The organism is Alkalihalobacillus deserti (genome assembly GCF_020734105.1).
Lineage (GTDB): Bacteria > Bacillota > Bacilli > Bacillales > Bacillaceae_D > Halalkalibacter > Halalkalibacter deserti.
This window is the reverse complement of record NZ_JAJAFR010000002.1, coordinates 206,094-221,596: the sequence shown is the minus strand read 5'-3', so window position 1 is coordinate 221,596 and position 15,503 is coordinate 206,094. Positions and strand designations below refer to the sequence as shown.

Here is a 15,503-nt window from a genome sequence, read left to right as displayed (position 1 = left end):
CATTGCTAACTCTAGCATAAATCAACTCAATTTTATAGAAGGAAAGGTGAATTGAATGCATAAAAGATTAAAAATCTACGGCATTCTGACCTCTATTGGAGTTCTAATCGTTCTCTTACAAGGTGCACTCGTAACAAAGACTGGATCTGGAGAGGGATGTGGCGCAACTTGGCCTTTATGTTTCGGTGAAGTGATTCCTACGAATCCTGCTATTGAAACGGTTATTGAATACAGTCATCGAATCGTCTCTGGTTTAGTCGGAGTGATGATTATCATCCTTGCAATCTGGTCATGGAAACAGTTAAAGCATGTGAAAGAAGTAAGATTCATGGCAGTTGCTTCAGTTATTTTAATCATTTTCCAGGGACTACTTGGAGCAGGTGCTGTTGTTTTTGGGCAATCTAATGCGATATTAGCGTTGCATTTTGGTATTTCAGCTATGTCACTTGCAGCAGTCGTTTTATTAACAATTTTAGCGTTTGAGGATGGCAAGTTACAAAAAGTCGCAACAAAGGTTTCCACTTCTTATAAAGCCTTTTTCTTCTTTGTCATCACATATTGCTATGCTGTTATTTACACCGGTGCCTATGTGAAACACATGGAAGCAACACTAGCATGCGCAGGGTTTCCTACGTGTAATGGCGTTTTATTCCCTGGGTTTTCAGGACCTATTGGTGTTCAGTTTCTTCACCGACTGGCAGGGATATTCTTAGTCCTCGTTTTACTTATACTAATGATTTGGACCATCACTCGTTTTAAGAAAGAAATCGTCCTTGTTTGGGTAAGTGTTGTTGCCTTTAGTTTAATCATCTTGCAAATGATTACTGGAATCTCTGTTGTCTTTACTCAAAATGAAATTCTTACGGTCGGCTTATTACATGCACTAATTATATCTGTTTTATTTTCTAATTTATGTTATATGGCTATGATTTTACTTCGCAAATCACAATAGTTAATACAGAAAAAATGACAGCATTTGCTGTCATTTTTCATTTATGTCCTTTATTTTAACAATTATACCTTAACGACCTATGATAGATATGTTATCTTAAAACGGTTGAAGGAAATCAATTCCTTCAACCGACTCATTATACTAGTTCAATTAATAAATCTCCCGTTAAGATTGGGTCGCCATCACTAACAAAAACATCTTTTACAACTCCATCAAATTGTGCTTGAACCGTTGTTTCCATTTTCATTGCTTCAGTAATCATTAAATGATCACCTTTCTTTACTATATCACCTTTAACAACCAATGTTTTCACAACTGTCCCCGGCATAGAAGCTCCTATTTGATTAGAGTTATTTTTATCTACCTTCGGACGAGTTACCGTTGAGGATTTAACATTTAAATCCTTAATAATGACTTCACGAGGCTGTCCATTTAACTCAAAGTAAACAATTCGTGTCCCATCATCTTTTGGTTTTGAGATCGAGACAAGTTTAACAATTAGTGTCTTTCCTTTTTCAATCTCTACTTCAATTTCTTCACCAAGACGTAGACCATAGAAGAAGGTTGGCGTGTCTATTACTGAAACATCACCAAACTGTTGGCGGAACTGTTCAAAATCGATAAACACTTTAGGATAGAGAGCATAAGAAAGCATATCATGGCTCGTTACTTGACGTTCTAAAGTCTTAAAGAGCTCTTCCTTAATCGCTTGGAAATCTACTGGCTCCATCGATTCTCCTGGTCTACCTTCAATTGGTGTTCTTCCTTTAAGGACAATGTCTTGAAGCTTTTTAGGAAAGCCTTGATAAGGTTGACCCAGCTGACCTTGAAATAATTCAACAACAGAATCTGGAAAATCTAGCTTCTCTCCTTTTTCGTATACATCTTCTTCCGTTAAGTTATTTTGAACCATATAAAGGGCCATATCACCAACTACTTTCGAAGATGGAGTTACTTTTACAACATCGCCAAACATATCATTAACAGTTCTGTACATTTTCTTTACTTCATTCCAACGAGCTCCTAGTCCAACTGCTTTGGCTTGTTGTTGCAAGTTACTATATTGTCCACCAGGCATCTCATGCTCATACACTTCTGTATGTGGTGCATTCATTCCGCTTTCAAATCCTGCATAGTATTTACGAGTATAATCCCAGAATTCTCCTAACCTTTCTAGTGACTCAATATTCACATTAGGTTGGCGCGAAGAACCACTCATTGCATAGTACAAGCTATTGGCACTTGGTTGAGATGTTAATCCCGCCATTGAACTAACTGCTACATCTACAATATCAACACCCGCTTCTATTGCACGCGCATACGTGAAAATTCCGTTTCCACTTGTGTCGTGAGTGTGCAAATGAATAGGGATATCTACTGACTCTTTAAGTTCTGACACGAGTTGATAGGCTGCCTCTGGCTTCAATAAGCCTGCCATATCTTTAATACCAAGAATATGAGAGCCGGCTTGTTCAAGCTCCTTTGCTAGGTTTTTGTAATACGTTAAATCATATTTAGAACGAGAAGGATCTAAAATATCTCCCGTATAACAAATAGATGCCTCTGCAATTTTGCCGCTATTTCGAACAGAATCAATTGCAAGTGTCATTCCTTTAACCCAATTCAAGCTATCAAAAATTCGAAAAACATCCACTCCGGCATCTGCTGATTTTTCCACAAATTCCTCGATGACATTGTCTGGGTAGTTTGTATACCCGACGGCATTTGATGCTCGAAGCAACATCTGGAATAGAACGTTCGGAGCTTGCTTTCTTAATGTTAACAAACGCTCCCACGGATCTTCGTGTAGAAAACGCATCGTAACATCAAATGTCGCTCCTCCCCACATTTCTAATGAAAATAAATTAGGCAGTAGTCTCGCAGTTGGTTCAGCGATCCGCTTCAGATCATGTGTCCGAATTCTCGTCGCCAGCAACGATTGATGTGCATCACGAAATGTAGTATCAGTTAAAAGAACTTCTTTTTGCTCCTTGACCCAATTAGCTAAGCCTTCAGGACCTCTTTCATCAAGAATCTGTTTCGTTCCGGTTGGAATTGGATCAGTTAACTTCAATTTTGGAATAGGTGCTTTATCAAAAATAGGCTTTTTAGATTGTTCTAATCCTGGATAACCATTCACAATCGTTTCGCCAATAAAGGAAAGCATCTTTGTTCCACGGTCTTTTCTTTTTGGGAAAACAAACAGCTCCGGAGTTCGGTCAATAAAGGATGTGTTATACTCTCCATTAAGAAATTTCGGATGCTGAACTACGTTTTCAAGAAAAGCAATGTTCGTTTTAATTCCACGAATACGGAATTCTCTTAAATTCCGTAACATTTTTGCTGCAGCACCTTCGAACGTTAATGCCCATGTAGACACCTTCACAAGTAAAGAATCATAATAAGGTGTGATCACCGCTCCTTGAAATCCATTTCCAGCGTCTAATCGAACTCCAAATCCGCCACCTGAACGGTATGCATTAATTCGACCGGTATCTGGCATAAAGCCGTTACTTGGATCTTCCGTCGTTACACGTGATTGTATAGCAAAACCAGAACAAGTGATCTTTTCTTGAGGTGGAATAGCTAGCTTAGCCCCATGTAATGGTTCGCCATCTGCAATAAATAATTGTGATTGGACAATATCTATACCTGTAACCATTTCGGTTATGGTGTGTTCTACTTGTACACGAGGATTAACCTCAATAAAGAAAAATTCACCTGAATCAGTAACTAAAAATTCAACCGTTCCTGCATTAACATAGTCAATATGTTCCATTAACTGAACAGCCGCATCACAAATTTTCTCTCTAACTCCTTCACCAAGAGAAACGCTAGGTGCAATTTCTACTACTTTTTGATGTCTACGTTGAACTGAGCAGTCTCGTTCGTATAAATGAACGATATTGCCATGTTTATCTGCTAGAATTTGCACTTCTATATGCTTAGGATTTTCTATGAATTTTTCTACATAAACCTCATCATTACCAAATGCAGATTTCGCTTCAGATTTCGCACGATCATAAGACTCTTTGAGGTCTTCAGCACTCCGGACAATACGCATTCCACGTCCACCACCACCGAGAGAGGCTTTAATAATAAATGGAAAGCCATGTTGATCCGCAAACGTTTGTACATCTTCCACACTTTCTACAGGTCCATCACTTCCTGGAATAACAGGCAAGTTAGCTTTTAGTGCTTGCTCACGAGCTTGGACCTTATCACCAAACATGACTAAATGCTCCAATTCAGGACCAATAAAGATAATCCCCTCATCCTGGCAGCGTTTTGCAAAATCAATGTTTTCTGATAAGAAACCATACCCAGGATGAATGGCATCTATATCATGAAGTTTAGCGATTTCTAAAATGCCTTCAATATCTAAATAAGCCTCAATTGGTTTCTTTCCTTCCCCTACTAAATAAGCTTCATCCGCCTTATAACGATGATAGGCACCTGAATCTTCTTTGGAATAAATGGCAACCGTTCGAATATGTAATTCTGTACAAGCACGGAAGATACGAATTGCAATTTCTCCGCGATTAGCAACTAGTACCTTTTTGATATTTGTTAAGCCGTTCATAAAAGCACTCCTCTTCTACTCTCTAAATTGTCTGTACTCATTGCACATTTGTTTTTCTTTTTTGCAAAAAACAGTGTTCACTTCTATAATCTAGTATAGATAAAAGGTAAGCGTTTTGGCAATGTATTTTTAGATTGTTCAAATTTATCGAAATTATGAGAACGATTTCATTCCATTGAATAAATAAAAATCAAGCTATTCAAAATAGCTTGATTTTTATTTTCGAACAGATGCCTCATGTAAGTCATCTAGTTTCCGTTGTAGTTCACCCAAGATTTGCTTGCCGTTTTCTACATTTACTAATCCAAGACGTACAGCAAAGTCTATCTCCCTTGATAATCCAAACATTTGTGTATCGAGAACCTCTTCATAAAGAGGACACTGAGGCATTGTTAAATTTTCCAACTGAACTTCAATAAGCTGCTGAATTTTTCCCGCATCTGATTTCAGAAGGGCAATAGCTTTTTCTTTATCTCCAGTCATCATTTCTGTTGACATGTGACCCCTCCTTCAAGTGAATTTCCCTTGTCTTAATAGTATCTTTTTCAAATCAAAATTGCAACGATTTTCGCACTGTCGGAGCGGTCAATTGCTTTTGAATTTTAAAAAATACTTAAATGATAACGAGATGCTAACAGTTCTAATAATTTCATTCCTGCAATACTATTCCCTTTTTCATCTAAAGCAGGACCATAAATACCAATGCCGATACTACCCGGGACTGCACCGACAATTCCACCTGAAACACCACTTTTAGCAGGTATTCCAACACGTATAGCGAATTCACCAGAAGCATTATACATTCCGCATGTAACCATAAATGTTTTAACTAAACGTGCAATTTCTGCTGGAATAACAGAATATTTATCGCTGGGGTGTTCCCCTTGATGCGCTAAAGCATAGCCAATCTTTGCTAAATCTTCACAATTTACCTCGATAGCACATTGCTTCGTATAAAAATCAAGAAGTTCATCCACATCACTTGTAATAATACCATGCTGTTTCATAAAATAAGATAATGCGCGATTTAAATTTGCCGACTCAAATTCCGACTTAGCAACTTCTTTATTTATATTAATTTGATTATTTCCACTTAACTCTCTAACCAAATTTAAAAGACGCTTTAATTTTCCCTCATTCGAATTCCCTTTAATTAGAGAACTGACTGCTAATGCTCCAGCATTGATCATTGGATTTAACGGTTTTGATGGAATATTCGACTCTAATTTCGATATAGAATTGAATGGGTCTCCAGTTGGTTCCATTCCTACTTTACTAAATACAATCTCCCTTCCATGATCCATCAGTGCTAATGCGAGCGTAAGCACTTTTGAAATGCTTTGTAACGTAAATAATTGATAATGATTTCCTTCGCTAAAGCATGTATCCTTTCCATCATAAATAGAAACAGCCACATCTGCAGGATCAGCTAACGATAAGGCTGGAATATAATTAGCAACGTTCCCCTCTTTAGTGTATTGCTTAACTTGATTAACCATTGATCTTAAGTCATCACCGTAACGACAAACCAATTGAATCACTCCAAATTTATTATTGATGATACTAGTAGAACTTTGTTTAAACGTTTTACCCCATTTAAATTAATTCCATTTCTAACAGTTTTAAAGAGTGTAAATACGCTGTCTGTGATTGCTTAGTGTGAGAAACGATATGAATCAACTAATTATATCTTTTACCAGAAGTGACAAAAACATCGAAACACTTTATACTTTAAGAGGAATTTGTTTTAGGAGGGAACGATATGCAAGAGTTTGTTTTTTTTATTGAGGGTGATGTATCCCATCCTCTCACCATTGATCCTACTGTATGGATTTTCGACGAAAGAAAGGTTGATCTAGATACATACTTTGATGAAGTGAAGTCTTTAGACGACGAGGAGACCGCTTATAAAAAAGCGATATCTGCTCAGTGGGATAAAGAAATCACAGAAGGATCTGAACCTCCACGTCCAGATTCAAACGACAATAAGATAAAATATGATAAGCAAAAACTTCAACAAGGTTCTTTCGGTATGCCATTAAATCCATTTTTATTAAACGCAGAACCACAACCAGACATAACAAAAGTCGAGATCATTCAAGCTGATGGTCAAAGTCAGTCCTTTGAGTATTCAGTTCTTAAATCTGGCATCATCGGCTTTTCACACAAAGGTAAACCACTTAAGTCAGATGGTCCTATCCATTTTTACTTCGGCGATGGATCTAACCGAAACCAGCCTATAAAAAACGTCAGGAAATTCATCCTGCATCATTCATAGGAAATCTTAAAAAGGATGACTCGCCATAAACTGTACCCTATAGAGTAGACACTTTTAAAAAAGTCTACCTATAGGGTACTTTTTTGTATAATTAAGAAAAATGGCATTGGGGAAATCAAATGAGCAAAAAAATCTTTACAGAGAAGGAAATTAAATTTATTATCAAATAATCCACATGTGAAATCTGTCAGTTCTAAGGGGATTACTTATACTGACGAATTTAAGCGTATTTTTATTGCTGAAAATGAAAAAGGGAAATTTCCTAGGCAGATATTTGAAGAAAACGGGTTCAATATAGATATTATTGGACGAAAGCGAGTTCAATCATCAGGCAACAGGTAGCGTGCTGCCTATAGAGATAATGGAGTATTAGGATTACGTGATACTAGAAAAGAAGGTTTAGGAAGACCTCGAGAAAGAGAACTTTCGTTAGAAGAAAAATATGCAAGGCTTGAAGCTCAAACTCAATTACTAAGAGCTGAGAACGAGCTACTAAAAAAGTTAGACATGATGGAAAAGGGGTTAAAGGAAACAGATAGAAGTATCATCTGAACAGAAGTTTCTCCTTATTCAGACGGTTATTAAAAAAAATAAACTTAAAATTATGGTTAGTTTCTTATGTCAAATTGCAGGAGTTTCACGCTCTGGTTATTATAACTACTTCTCTTTGGAATCGAAGGGAAAAAGGGAGCAATATGAGAGAGAGGATGTAATTCTGAAAGAGAATATCTTGAAAGCTTTTAATTTTAAACGACGTAAAAAGGGTGCGAGACAAATTAAAATGACTTTAAAGGGTCAGTTTAACCTTATCTATAACTTGAAACGAATCCGTAGAATTATGAAAAAATATAATATAGTGTGCCCTATTAGGAGAGCCAATCCGTATAAAAAGATGATAAAAGCAACTCAAGAACATACAGTTTTACCGAACTTATTGAACAGAGAATTTAAGCAAGACTTACCAGGAAAAGTATTACTAACTGATATTACCTACTTGTATTATGGGGAACGGCCAGAAAACTTATTTATCCACCATCGAAGACGGTTCAACCAATGAATTTCCGGCCTATCACGTATTAGATTGAATTACGTTAGACCTAGCCACAGATACATTAGTAAAGCTTAAGAAGAATAGAAGAGTAAAGCTCACAAAAGACGCCTTCATTCATTCTGACCAAGGAGGACACTATACTAGCCCCACTTTCCAGAAACACGTTAAAAAGTTAGGTCTAGGACAATCTATGTCTAGAAGAGGAAACTGTTGGGATAACGCTCCACAAGAATCATTTTTCGGGCATTTTAAGGATGAAGCATATATTAAACCGTGTTCGACTTTAAAAGAGCTTAAAAAGGAAATAAAAAGTTACATGACGTATTATAACCATTACAGATATCAATGGAATTTAAAGAAGATGACCCCTGTTGAATACAGAAATCATCTTCTAGATGTAGCATAGTCTTTTTTAAAAATGTCCTTTACATAGGGTACAGATTACCAAGAGCCTTCCTTTTCCCATTATAATAAATCAGCTGCGAGTTGAGCTAAACCTGATCGCTCACCTTTTACTAACTTAACGTGTCCACTTACTGTTTGGTCTTTAAATCTTTCTACTACATAGGTTAACCCATTGTTGTATTCGTCTAAATACGGATGATCAATTTGTTGAGGATCTCCCATTAACACTAGTTTACTTCTTTCACCAACACGGGTTAAGATCGTCTTCACCTCATGCTTTGTTAAGTTCTGTGCCTCATCAATAATAATAAATTGATCGGGTATACTCCGCCCCCTAATATAGGTTAAAGCTTCAACTTGAATCGAACCCATTCCTGCAAGTATATGATCTAACTCTCCTGGTTTCTTTGTATCAAAGAGAAACTCTAAGTTATCATAAATAGGTTGCATCCAAGGCCTTAATTTTTCTTCCTTTTCCCCGGGTAAATAACCGATATCTTTACCAAGAGGAACAACAGGTCTAGCAACGACAAGTTTTTTATATTTTCCTAAGTCTTCTGTTTGCATAAGCCCCGCTGCTAATGATAACAGCGTTTTCCCAGTACCAGCTTTCCCTACCATTGTCACTAAATTGATGTCGTCACGTAATAAAAGTTCAAGTGCCATTCTTTGTTGAACATTTCGTGAACGTATACCCCATACATGATCAGGTTCACTCACAAATTTCTTCACTTTTTTCCCGTCTGGTTCAACCTTACCTAGCGCTGAACTTGAACTCCCAAGTGCATCTTTCATAATGATAAATTGATGTGGATAAAATGGGTGTTTGGTTAGCTCAGATATCGCAAGTTCACCATTTGAATAAAATTTCTGCATCACATCGGCATCAACATAAATTTCAACATAACCAGGATACACATGATCAAATTCTACTACACGATCGCTAAGGAAATCTTCTGCAGGTAAGCCAAGTGCGTCCGCCTTTACTCTTACAAGGGCATCTTTACTTACTAAAATAACTTGTCTGCCATCTAACTTCTCTTCTTCCTCGAGCATTAGATTCAATGCTACAGCAATAATACGATTATCATTTGTCATTTCCGCAAAAGAATCTTTTAACCTGAGGAATGACCTGTGATTTAATTCAACTCTTAATTTACCTCCTGATTCAACCGGGACACCTTCATGCAATTTCCCCATCCCTCTAAGATTATCTATAATTTTTGAAAATTGACGTGCATTTCGCCCAATCTCGTCCATATTTCGCTTTTTAGAATCGACCTCTTCAAGTACAACTGCTGGTATAACCACTTCATTATCCTGAAATGAATTGATAGAGTATGGATCCTGTAAGAGTACGTTCGTGTCCAATACGTAGATTTTTTTCAACATTCCGCCCCCTGACTAAAGAATCGTTTGACAACTACTTACTATTAAACTTATGCAAAATTCAAAAGTTTGTTCACTACCTCTTACTATGAATGTATGTATAAGCTCTTGAAGTTAGACGAACGAATCACAGATACAAGTTAATATTAAAAAAGGCAACTCACCAGGGTATTGAAAAAGATACTTCGAGGAAGCAAAAATGGCGCTGGACGTTGTGCGCCTGAGGATTGAGAAACCCCCTCATACCAGGCTTTAAAACAAAGCAACGGTTCCGTGCATAGCTTAAAGAGCACTGAAAAAGGCGCAAATCGTCCCTTTTTTAGTGGCTTCCTTACTACAGACTTACCCCTTTTTCAAGGCTTCCATCACTTGACGATCTAACTTTGCAGCTGCTTGCGCATCATATGTTTTTATATATTTAGGTTCTGTTGACATTTTAGAACCGTAAAACATTACATCACGAACCTCTGTAACATCAACTTCTAATAAAGCCAATTTCAAGGGGATATTATTCATTTCTTCACTTAAGATTTTGGCGTCCCCTGCAATCGAATAAGTAGAGCCTTTAGCAATTAAAGTAATAACAATCCCTTTATTCGCTAATATATTTTTAATTATTCGAGATCGATTATCAACAGAAAATCTAACTGTTTGCAGATCTGGTGCATATACCCAAGAAATAGCGTGCACATTTGGAGTTCCCATTTCAAAATCTACAGTTGAAATCGTAACATATTGTTCTTTCTGGAGAAGTGGTAACATTTCCTCGGTTAAACCTTGTTCAACTTGGTTTGCCATCATAAATCCCCCATTTCAATTACAGTATAGAAATGATTATTTCTATACATATCATAACGTAAAACAACCCTTATATGAAAGCTTTCTCTATATTATTTAAAGAAGATAGCTTTTTATCATAAAATTGCTTACAATAAAAGGAGAGATTGGAGTGTTGTTTGATGAGAGTCAAATGTGTATTATGTGATAAAATCGATAAATTAGATGATCAATTACCTTTAGCAAAACGTTTACGCAATCGTCCGATTCATACATATATGTGCGATACATGTTATGATCGAATAAAAAAAAGAACAGAAGCGAGAAAAGAAGCAGGATCTTTTCAATTAGCTTTTGAAAAAAAAGAAGAGAGCGATTGGGTGTAAGCCATCGCTCTCTTTGCTTGGGTTAAAACAATTAAACACACCTATTTTAAAGTTGTTCTTTTTCTTTCCGGTGACGATGAAGGCGAAATCTATATAAACCAAGAATTACGCCTGAAATGATTAACACAGCTATAATAGGAGCTCCGAATGCAAACTCAAGAAACCACATTACAAAACTTCCAACCAACAGCATGATGTAAACAATCACCTTCTTTAGAACAGGAAGTTCCGTAGCAAAACCTAGATTAAAAACAATAATCGTAAGAGCTACGACAGCAAGAAAAGAATAAAAACCATTCCACGGATTTTCTAACGTAGCTTGCATAAGCCACGTTAGGCCTTCCACTTCTTGTTCTGTCAACTGCTCGTTGTTCATCATAAATCACCCTCTTACTTCGCTGCTAACTTTCTACGTTTCTCTTCACGCTCGCGTTCTGATTTAACAAGAATCTTTTTACGTAGTCGAATCGATTCAGGAGTAAGTTCACAATACTCGTCTTCGTTCAGATACTCAAGCGCTTCTTCAAGTGTCATGATTCTAGGCTTTTTCATTGTAACAGTAAAATCTTTATTTGCAGAACGAACATTTGTTTGTTGTTTCATTTTCGTAATATTCACTGCTAGGTCGTTATCACGAGTATGTTCCCCAACAATCATACCTTCATAGATTTCAGTACCTGGTTCAATAAATATCGTCCCACGATCTTCAACTTGCATAATTCCATATTGACTTGCCTTCCCCGTTTCCATAGAAACAAGAACACCTTGACGACGTCCGCCAACTTGGCCAGGAGCCATTGGAGCATAACTATCAAATGAGTGATTTATGATTCCATAACCACGTGTTTGCGAAAGGAATTCTGTTGTATAACCAATCAAACCACGAGCAGGGACTAAGAATTCTAGACGAACTTGTCCACTTCCGTTGTTTGTCATATTTAACATTTCACCTTTACGCTCACCAATTGATTCCATAACAGAACCCGTATATTCTTCTGGAACATCAATTTGTACACGTTCCATTGGCTCTGATTTAACTCCATCAATGACACGTATAATAACCTCTGGTTTTGATACTTGCAATTCATATCCTTGACGACGCATGTTTTCAATCAAAATAGATAAGTGAAGCTCACCTCGACCGGAAACAACCCAAACATCAGGTGAATCGGTATTCTCAACTCGAAGACTTACATCTGTTTCTAATTCTGACTTTAAACGTTCTTCAATTTTTCTACTTGTTACAAATTTACCTTCTCGTCCAGCAAACGGGCTGTTGTTTACAAGAAAAGTCATTTGAAGAGTTGGCTCATCAATACGTAAGATTGGCAATGCTTCTTGGTGTTCTACTGGACAAACCGTTTCTCCAACATTAATTTCTTCCATTCCAGAAATGGCAATCAGATCTCCAGCTTTTGCTTCTTCAATCTCCGTACGCTTTAGACCTAAGAAACCAAACATTTTCGTTACACGATATTGTTTCACAGAACCATCTAATTTCATCAAAGCTACTTGTTGTCCAACTTTGATTGTACCTCTGAAAACTCGTCCAATCCCAATTCGACCAACATAATCGTTGTAGTCAAGCATTGTAACTTGGAACTGAAGTGGCTCATCACTGTTATCAATTGGGGCAGGGATCGTTTCAATAATGGTATCAAATAATGAAGACATATTTTCATCTTGCTTATCTGCATTCATACTTGATGTTCCATTAATAGCTGATGCATACACGACTGGGAATTCCAATTGATCTTCATTCGCTCCAAGGTCAATAAAAAGATCAATAACTTCGTCTACAACCTCTGCAGGTCGAGCAAAGTCACGGTCAATTTTATTTACAACTACAATTGGAGTCAGGTCTTGCTCTAGCGCTTTCTTTAAAACGAAACGTGTTTGTGGCATACAGCCTTCATATGCATCAACAACAAGAAGAACACCATCAACCATTTTCATGATTCGTTCCACTTCGCCACCAAAGTCCGCATGTCCTGGTGTATCCATAATGTTAATTCGTTTATCTCCATAATTAATCGCTGTATTTTTAGCAAGAATGGTAATACCACGCTCTTTTTCAAGTGCATTCGAGTCCATTGCTCGCTCTTCTACTTGTTCATTTTCACGGAATGTACCCGATTGTTTAAGCAATTGGTCAACAAGCGTTGTCTTTCCGTGATCAACGTGGGCAATAATCGCAATGTTACGTATATCGTTACGAGTTTTCATTTTTTTCTCTCCTTATTTGTTCATTAACTGTACAAGTATATCATAAATTCAATTTAATGCTACAGTTATCGACGTTTTTCACATATTTATTATTTCACCTTTTATACTAGCATTAACCTTTTTGACTTGCATTAAATCATGTATTTTTACTATCTATGACATGTTTACCTTATTTGTCACATTGTTAGGGTTTTTCTTTTTTAAAATTAGCGTTAAACTTAGGAAAGTGAAATGATCGTTTTAGGGGGATTTTTAGATGAAGAAGGAGAACGTATTGTTTTTGTTACTTGCCACTATTAGTGTCATTTGTATTATGAGTATCGGTGTAGCTATTGCCGAAAAAAGTTTCTTAATTGGTATTTTAGCTATTGCAGGCGTGATAATTGCCACAGGACTTGGCTTCACCCTTCGTAAAAAACTGAGGGAATCGAACGAATTATAAAATGAAGTCAAGAGTACTCTCTCGACTTCATAAATTGAGGTAACGTTAATCGACACGTTACCTTTTTTATCTTCTTTTCAGAGTAATTCCTGTTTTTTCTTCAAGAGGCCGTATTATCGCACTAATATCTTTATTTCCATACTTTTCTTTTGCTTCAGCTACTTTTCGTTCTCCTAACTTAACTACATCTAAAGGCATATCGATTTGCTCAGCAAGTTCTAACGCAAGCCGGATATCTTTATGTAATAGATCTATCGAAAAACGGGGTTCAAATTTTCGATCAAGTATGGCATCAACAGACCAATCCATACTTTTTGAAAATCCAGCACTTCTTTTAATCAAATCATAAGCAATGGCAGGATCAACACCTGATTTCTCAGCCATTACATAGCACTCCGCTAAGGCTGCTTGATGAACTCCAACCAACATATTGTTTAACAATTTAACGACTGTTCCACTTCCTGTAGGACCAACGTGCACAATATAATCCCCAAACGCTTCCATGATTGGTTTAGTGAGCTCAAATGTCTCTTGCTCGCCTCCGCACATAATTGTTAATGTACCAGCTTGTGCACCCATTGGACCTCCACTAACAGGTGCATCCAAAAACATTGCTCCTTTTTCAGCTAATAAGGTAGACACATGGATATTTGTCTCCCGATTTACAGTTGAATGATCGATAATGATCTTTCCTTTGCTCGCCCCAGCAATTAATCCTTGTTCTCCTTCATACACATCAATTATTGTCTCAGGTACTGGCAAACATGTCATTACTACATCTACTTGTTCCATTAACTCTTTTGGTGTTCTCGATTCATGAGCACCGTATGAGATAGCGGTTTCGATGGGACCTCTGCTACGACTGACAACATAAGTTTCATGACCTATATCGATGAGATGTTTAGTCATAGGTAATCCCATTGTACCTAATCCAATAAAACCGATCTTCTTCATTTTTTACAACTCCTCTCCAACGTACGAAGAAACCATTTCTTTATGTAGTTGCGGTTTACCAACAATTACTGGGCTAGCTGTTAAAAAGTCAAGTGGGTCGCCTCTAAACGTTGACGCTTTACACCCAACCTCATCTAATAAGACAATTCCAGCTGCGTAGTCCCAGGGTGAAAGATTTACACTTATATATCCATCCAATCGATCAGCAGCAACATATGCAATTTCAATCGCTGCTGATCCATATGAGCGGATACTTCTCACATCTCGAACAAGTGCCATTAATGGGTTTTTGTATGGGTTTCCCTCTTCAATTAACCATTTAGCATTTAATCCAATAATGGACTCATGAAGAGGCCGTTCCTTAACAGGCACTAATGCCTCATTGTTTATGTATGCTCCATGATCTCGGACTGCATGAAATAATTCATCATTCATCACGTCATAAATAAGTCCAACCATTCCTAGGCCTTCATGGTAGATCCCAACCGAAATAGCAAAATTATATTTTTGGTGAATAAAGTTCATTGTTCCATCAATTGGATCTATAATCCAAACCGTTCCAGTTAATGAGTCAAGTTCTTCAGCAATTCCTTCTTCGCCAAAAAAATAATGTGTAGGAAATTCTGCTTGGATTTTTTGATAGAAGAATGATTCAATTGCCCTGTCAACTTCTGTAACTAAATCATTCGCATTCGACTTCGTTTCAATATGAATGGGGTTGGCTAAGGATTGCTTAACCAATCCAGCTGCTTCATAGATCCATGCTCTTGCTTTTTTCTCAAGCTCTAACCAGTCCACCGACATTAACATGACCTCCTAATAGGAACTTAACTTTCTTTTTCCATTATGACATAGATTTTCCAAATAGAAAAATACTTAATATAGTTTGTCCATTAGGCTTGCTCTATTGTTTAGCACAAGATGCCTTAAGCTTAATGTATAAGCACACTGAACAAACATTCCAGCTCTATATACTTTCCGAAAAAATCATTTTTTAGTCAGTTATCATATAAGCCGTTTATAAACTTTCTGATTTATAGAGTCTGTTCATAGTTTTTTT

13 protein-coding genes and 1 pseudogene are annotated in these 15,503 nt (G+C 37.0%); 5 read left to right on the top strand and 9 right to left on the bottom strand.

Features of this window, described 5'->3' with window-relative positions; translation table 11 throughout:
* Positions 1 to 55: 55 nt before the first annotated feature.
* Positions 56 to 952: a COX15/CtaA family protein gene (locus LDX58_RS04635; protein WP_227935684.1), complete on the top strand. Its 897-nt coding sequence runs from the start codon at positions 56 to 58 to the stop codon at positions 950 to 952.
* Between the two features lie 136 nt (positions 953 to 1,088).
* Here the strand turns inward: LDX58_RS04635 and pyc are convergent, their stop codons facing one another.
* The 3 genes from pyc to glsA all read right to left on the bottom strand — a co-directional run bounded on the left by pyc (position 1,089) and on the right by glsA (position 6,067).
* Positions 1,089 to 4,535: a pyruvate carboxylase gene (gene pyc / locus LDX58_RS04630; protein WP_227935683.1), complete on the bottom strand. Its 3,447-nt coding sequence runs from the start codon at positions 4,533 to 4,535 to the stop codon at positions 1,089 to 1,091.
* 216 nt (positions 4,536 to 4,751) lie between these two features.
* Complete coding sequence (locus LDX58_RS04625; RefSeq protein ID WP_227935682.1) at positions 4,752 to 5,033, bottom strand: Fpa/YlaN family protein; 282 nt, start codon at positions 5,031 to 5,033, stop codon at positions 4,752 to 4,754.
* Positions 5,034 to 5,137: 104 nt separating this feature from the next.
* Complete coding sequence (gene glsA / locus LDX58_RS04620; RefSeq protein WP_227935681.1) at positions 5,138 to 6,067, bottom strand: glutaminase A; 930 nt, start codon at positions 6,065 to 6,067, stop codon at positions 5,138 to 5,140.
* Positions 6,068 to 6,297: 230 nt separating this feature from the next.
* Here glsA and LDX58_RS04615 point away from each other — a divergent pair, with 230 nt between their 5' ends.
* Both LDX58_RS04615 and LDX58_RS04610 read left to right on the top strand, forming a co-directional pair.
* Positions 6,298 to 6,813: a peptidyl-prolyl cis-trans isomerase gene (locus LDX58_RS04615; RefSeq protein ID WP_227935680.1), complete on the top strand. Its 516-nt coding sequence runs from the start codon at positions 6,298 to 6,300 to the stop codon at positions 6,811 to 6,813.
* Positions 6,814 to 6,932: 119 nt separating this feature from the next.
* Positions 6,933 to 8,270, top strand: a pseudogene (locus tag LDX58_RS04610) (IS3 family transposase).
* Between the two features lie 59 nt (positions 8,271 to 8,329).
* On the opposite strand, the gene LDX58_RS04605 reads toward LDX58_RS04610, so the two are convergent.
* The gene (locus LDX58_RS04605) at positions 8,330 to 9,661 is read right to left on the bottom strand and encodes a PhoH family protein (RefSeq protein WP_227935679.1); all 1,332 of its coding nucleotides are present in this window, start codon (positions 9,659 to 9,661) and stop codon (positions 8,330 to 8,332) included.
* Between the two features lie 339 nt (positions 9,662 to 10,000).
* A complete protein-coding gene (locus LDX58_RS04600) occupies positions 10,001 to 10,456 on the bottom strand; it encodes a pyridoxamine 5'-phosphate oxidase family protein (protein WP_227935678.1) in 456 nt (151 codons plus the stop codon).
* Positions 10,457 to 10,617: 161 nt separating this feature from the next.
* Here LDX58_RS04600 and LDX58_RS04595 point away from each other — a divergent pair, with 161 nt between their 5' ends.
* A complete protein-coding gene (locus tag LDX58_RS04595) occupies positions 10,618 to 10,821 on the top strand; it encodes a YlaI family protein (RefSeq protein ID WP_227935677.1) in 204 nt (67 codons plus the stop codon).
* A 46-nt stretch (positions 10,822 to 10,867) separates the two neighbouring features.
* Here LDX58_RS04595 and LDX58_RS04590 read toward each other — a convergent pair whose 3' ends face one another.
* Complete coding sequence (locus LDX58_RS04590; RefSeq protein WP_227935676.1) at positions 10,868 to 11,200, bottom strand: YlaH-like family protein; 333 nt, start codon at positions 11,198 to 11,200, stop codon at positions 10,868 to 10,870.
* 11 nt (positions 11,201 to 11,211) lie between these two features.
* The gene (gene typA / locus LDX58_RS04585) at positions 11,212 to 13,047 is read right to left on the bottom strand and encodes a translational GTPase TypA (protein ID WP_227935675.1); all 1,836 of its coding nucleotides are present in this window, start codon (positions 13,045 to 13,047) and stop codon (positions 11,212 to 11,214) included.
* Positions 13,048 to 13,303: 256 nt separating this feature from the next.
* On the opposite strand from typA, the gene LDX58_RS04580 reads away from it, so the two are divergent.
* Positions 13,304 to 13,489 carry a DUF5325 family protein gene (locus tag LDX58_RS04580; RefSeq protein WP_227935674.1) on the top strand — a complete coding sequence of 62 codons (186 nt, stop codon included), beginning with the start codon at positions 13,304 to 13,306 and terminating at the stop codon, positions 13,487 to 13,489.
* Between the two features lie 66 nt (positions 13,490 to 13,555).
* Here the strand turns inward: LDX58_RS04580 and LDX58_RS04575 are convergent, their stop codons facing one another.
* Both LDX58_RS04575 and LDX58_RS04570 read right to left on the bottom strand, forming a co-directional pair.
* Positions 13,556 to 14,443 carry an NAD(P)-dependent oxidoreductase gene (locus LDX58_RS04575; RefSeq protein ID WP_227935673.1) on the bottom strand — a complete coding sequence of 296 codons (888 nt, stop codon included), beginning with the start codon at positions 14,441 to 14,443 and terminating at the stop codon, positions 13,556 to 13,558.
* Positions 14,444 to 14,446: 3 nt separating this feature from the next.
* On the bottom strand, positions 14,447 to 15,247 hold the full coding sequence (locus LDX58_RS04570; RefSeq protein ID WP_227935672.1) for an inositol monophosphatase family protein: 801 nt from the start codon (positions 15,245 to 15,247) through the stop codon (positions 14,447 to 14,449).
* Positions 15,248 to 15,503: the final 256 nt, after the last annotated feature.

Bases quoted from the DNA above. Each gene is read 5' to 3' on its own strand.
- LDX58_RS04635 (WP_227935684.1), top strand. From the start codon at position 56: ATGCATAAAAGATTAAAAATCTACGGCATTCTGACCTCTATTGGAGTT.
- pyc (WP_227935683.1), bottom strand. From the start codon at position 4,535: ATGAACGGCTTAACAAATATCAAAAAGGTACTAGTTGCTAATCGCGGA.
- LDX58_RS04625 (WP_227935682.1), bottom strand. From the start codon at position 5,033: ATGTCAACAGAAATGATGACTGGAGATAAAGAAAAAGCTATTGCCCTT.
- LDX58_RS04615 (WP_227935680.1), top strand. From the start codon at position 6,298: ATGCAAGAGTTTGTTTTTTTTATTGAGGGTGATGTATCCCATCCTCTC.
- LDX58_RS04605 (WP_227935679.1), bottom strand. From the start codon at position 9,661: ATGTTGAAAAAAATCTACGTATTGGACACGAACGTACTCTTACAGGAT.
- LDX58_RS04600 (WP_227935678.1), bottom strand. From the start codon at position 10,456: ATGGCAAACCAAGTTGAACAAGGTTTAACCGAGGAAATGTTACCACTT.
- LDX58_RS04595 (WP_227935677.1), top strand. From the start codon at position 10,618: ATGAGAGTCAAATGTGTATTATGTGATAAAATCGATAAATTAGATGAT.
- LDX58_RS04590 (WP_227935676.1), bottom strand. From the start codon at position 11,200: ATGATGAACAACGAGCAGTTGACAGAACAAGAAGTGGAAGGCCTAACG.
- typA (WP_227935675.1), bottom strand. From the start codon at position 13,047: ATGAAAACTCGTAACGATATACGTAACATTGCGATTATTGCCCACGTT.
- LDX58_RS04580 (WP_227935674.1), top strand. From the start codon at position 13,304: ATGAAGAAGGAGAACGTATTGTTTTTGTTACTTGCCACTATTAGTGTC.
- LDX58_RS04575 (WP_227935673.1), bottom strand. From the start codon at position 14,443: ATGAAGAAGATCGGTTTTATTGGATTAGGTACAATGGGATTACCTATG.
- LDX58_RS04570 (WP_227935672.1), bottom strand. From the start codon at position 15,247: ATGTCGGTGGACTGGTTAGAGCTTGAGAAAAAAGCAAGAGCATGGATC.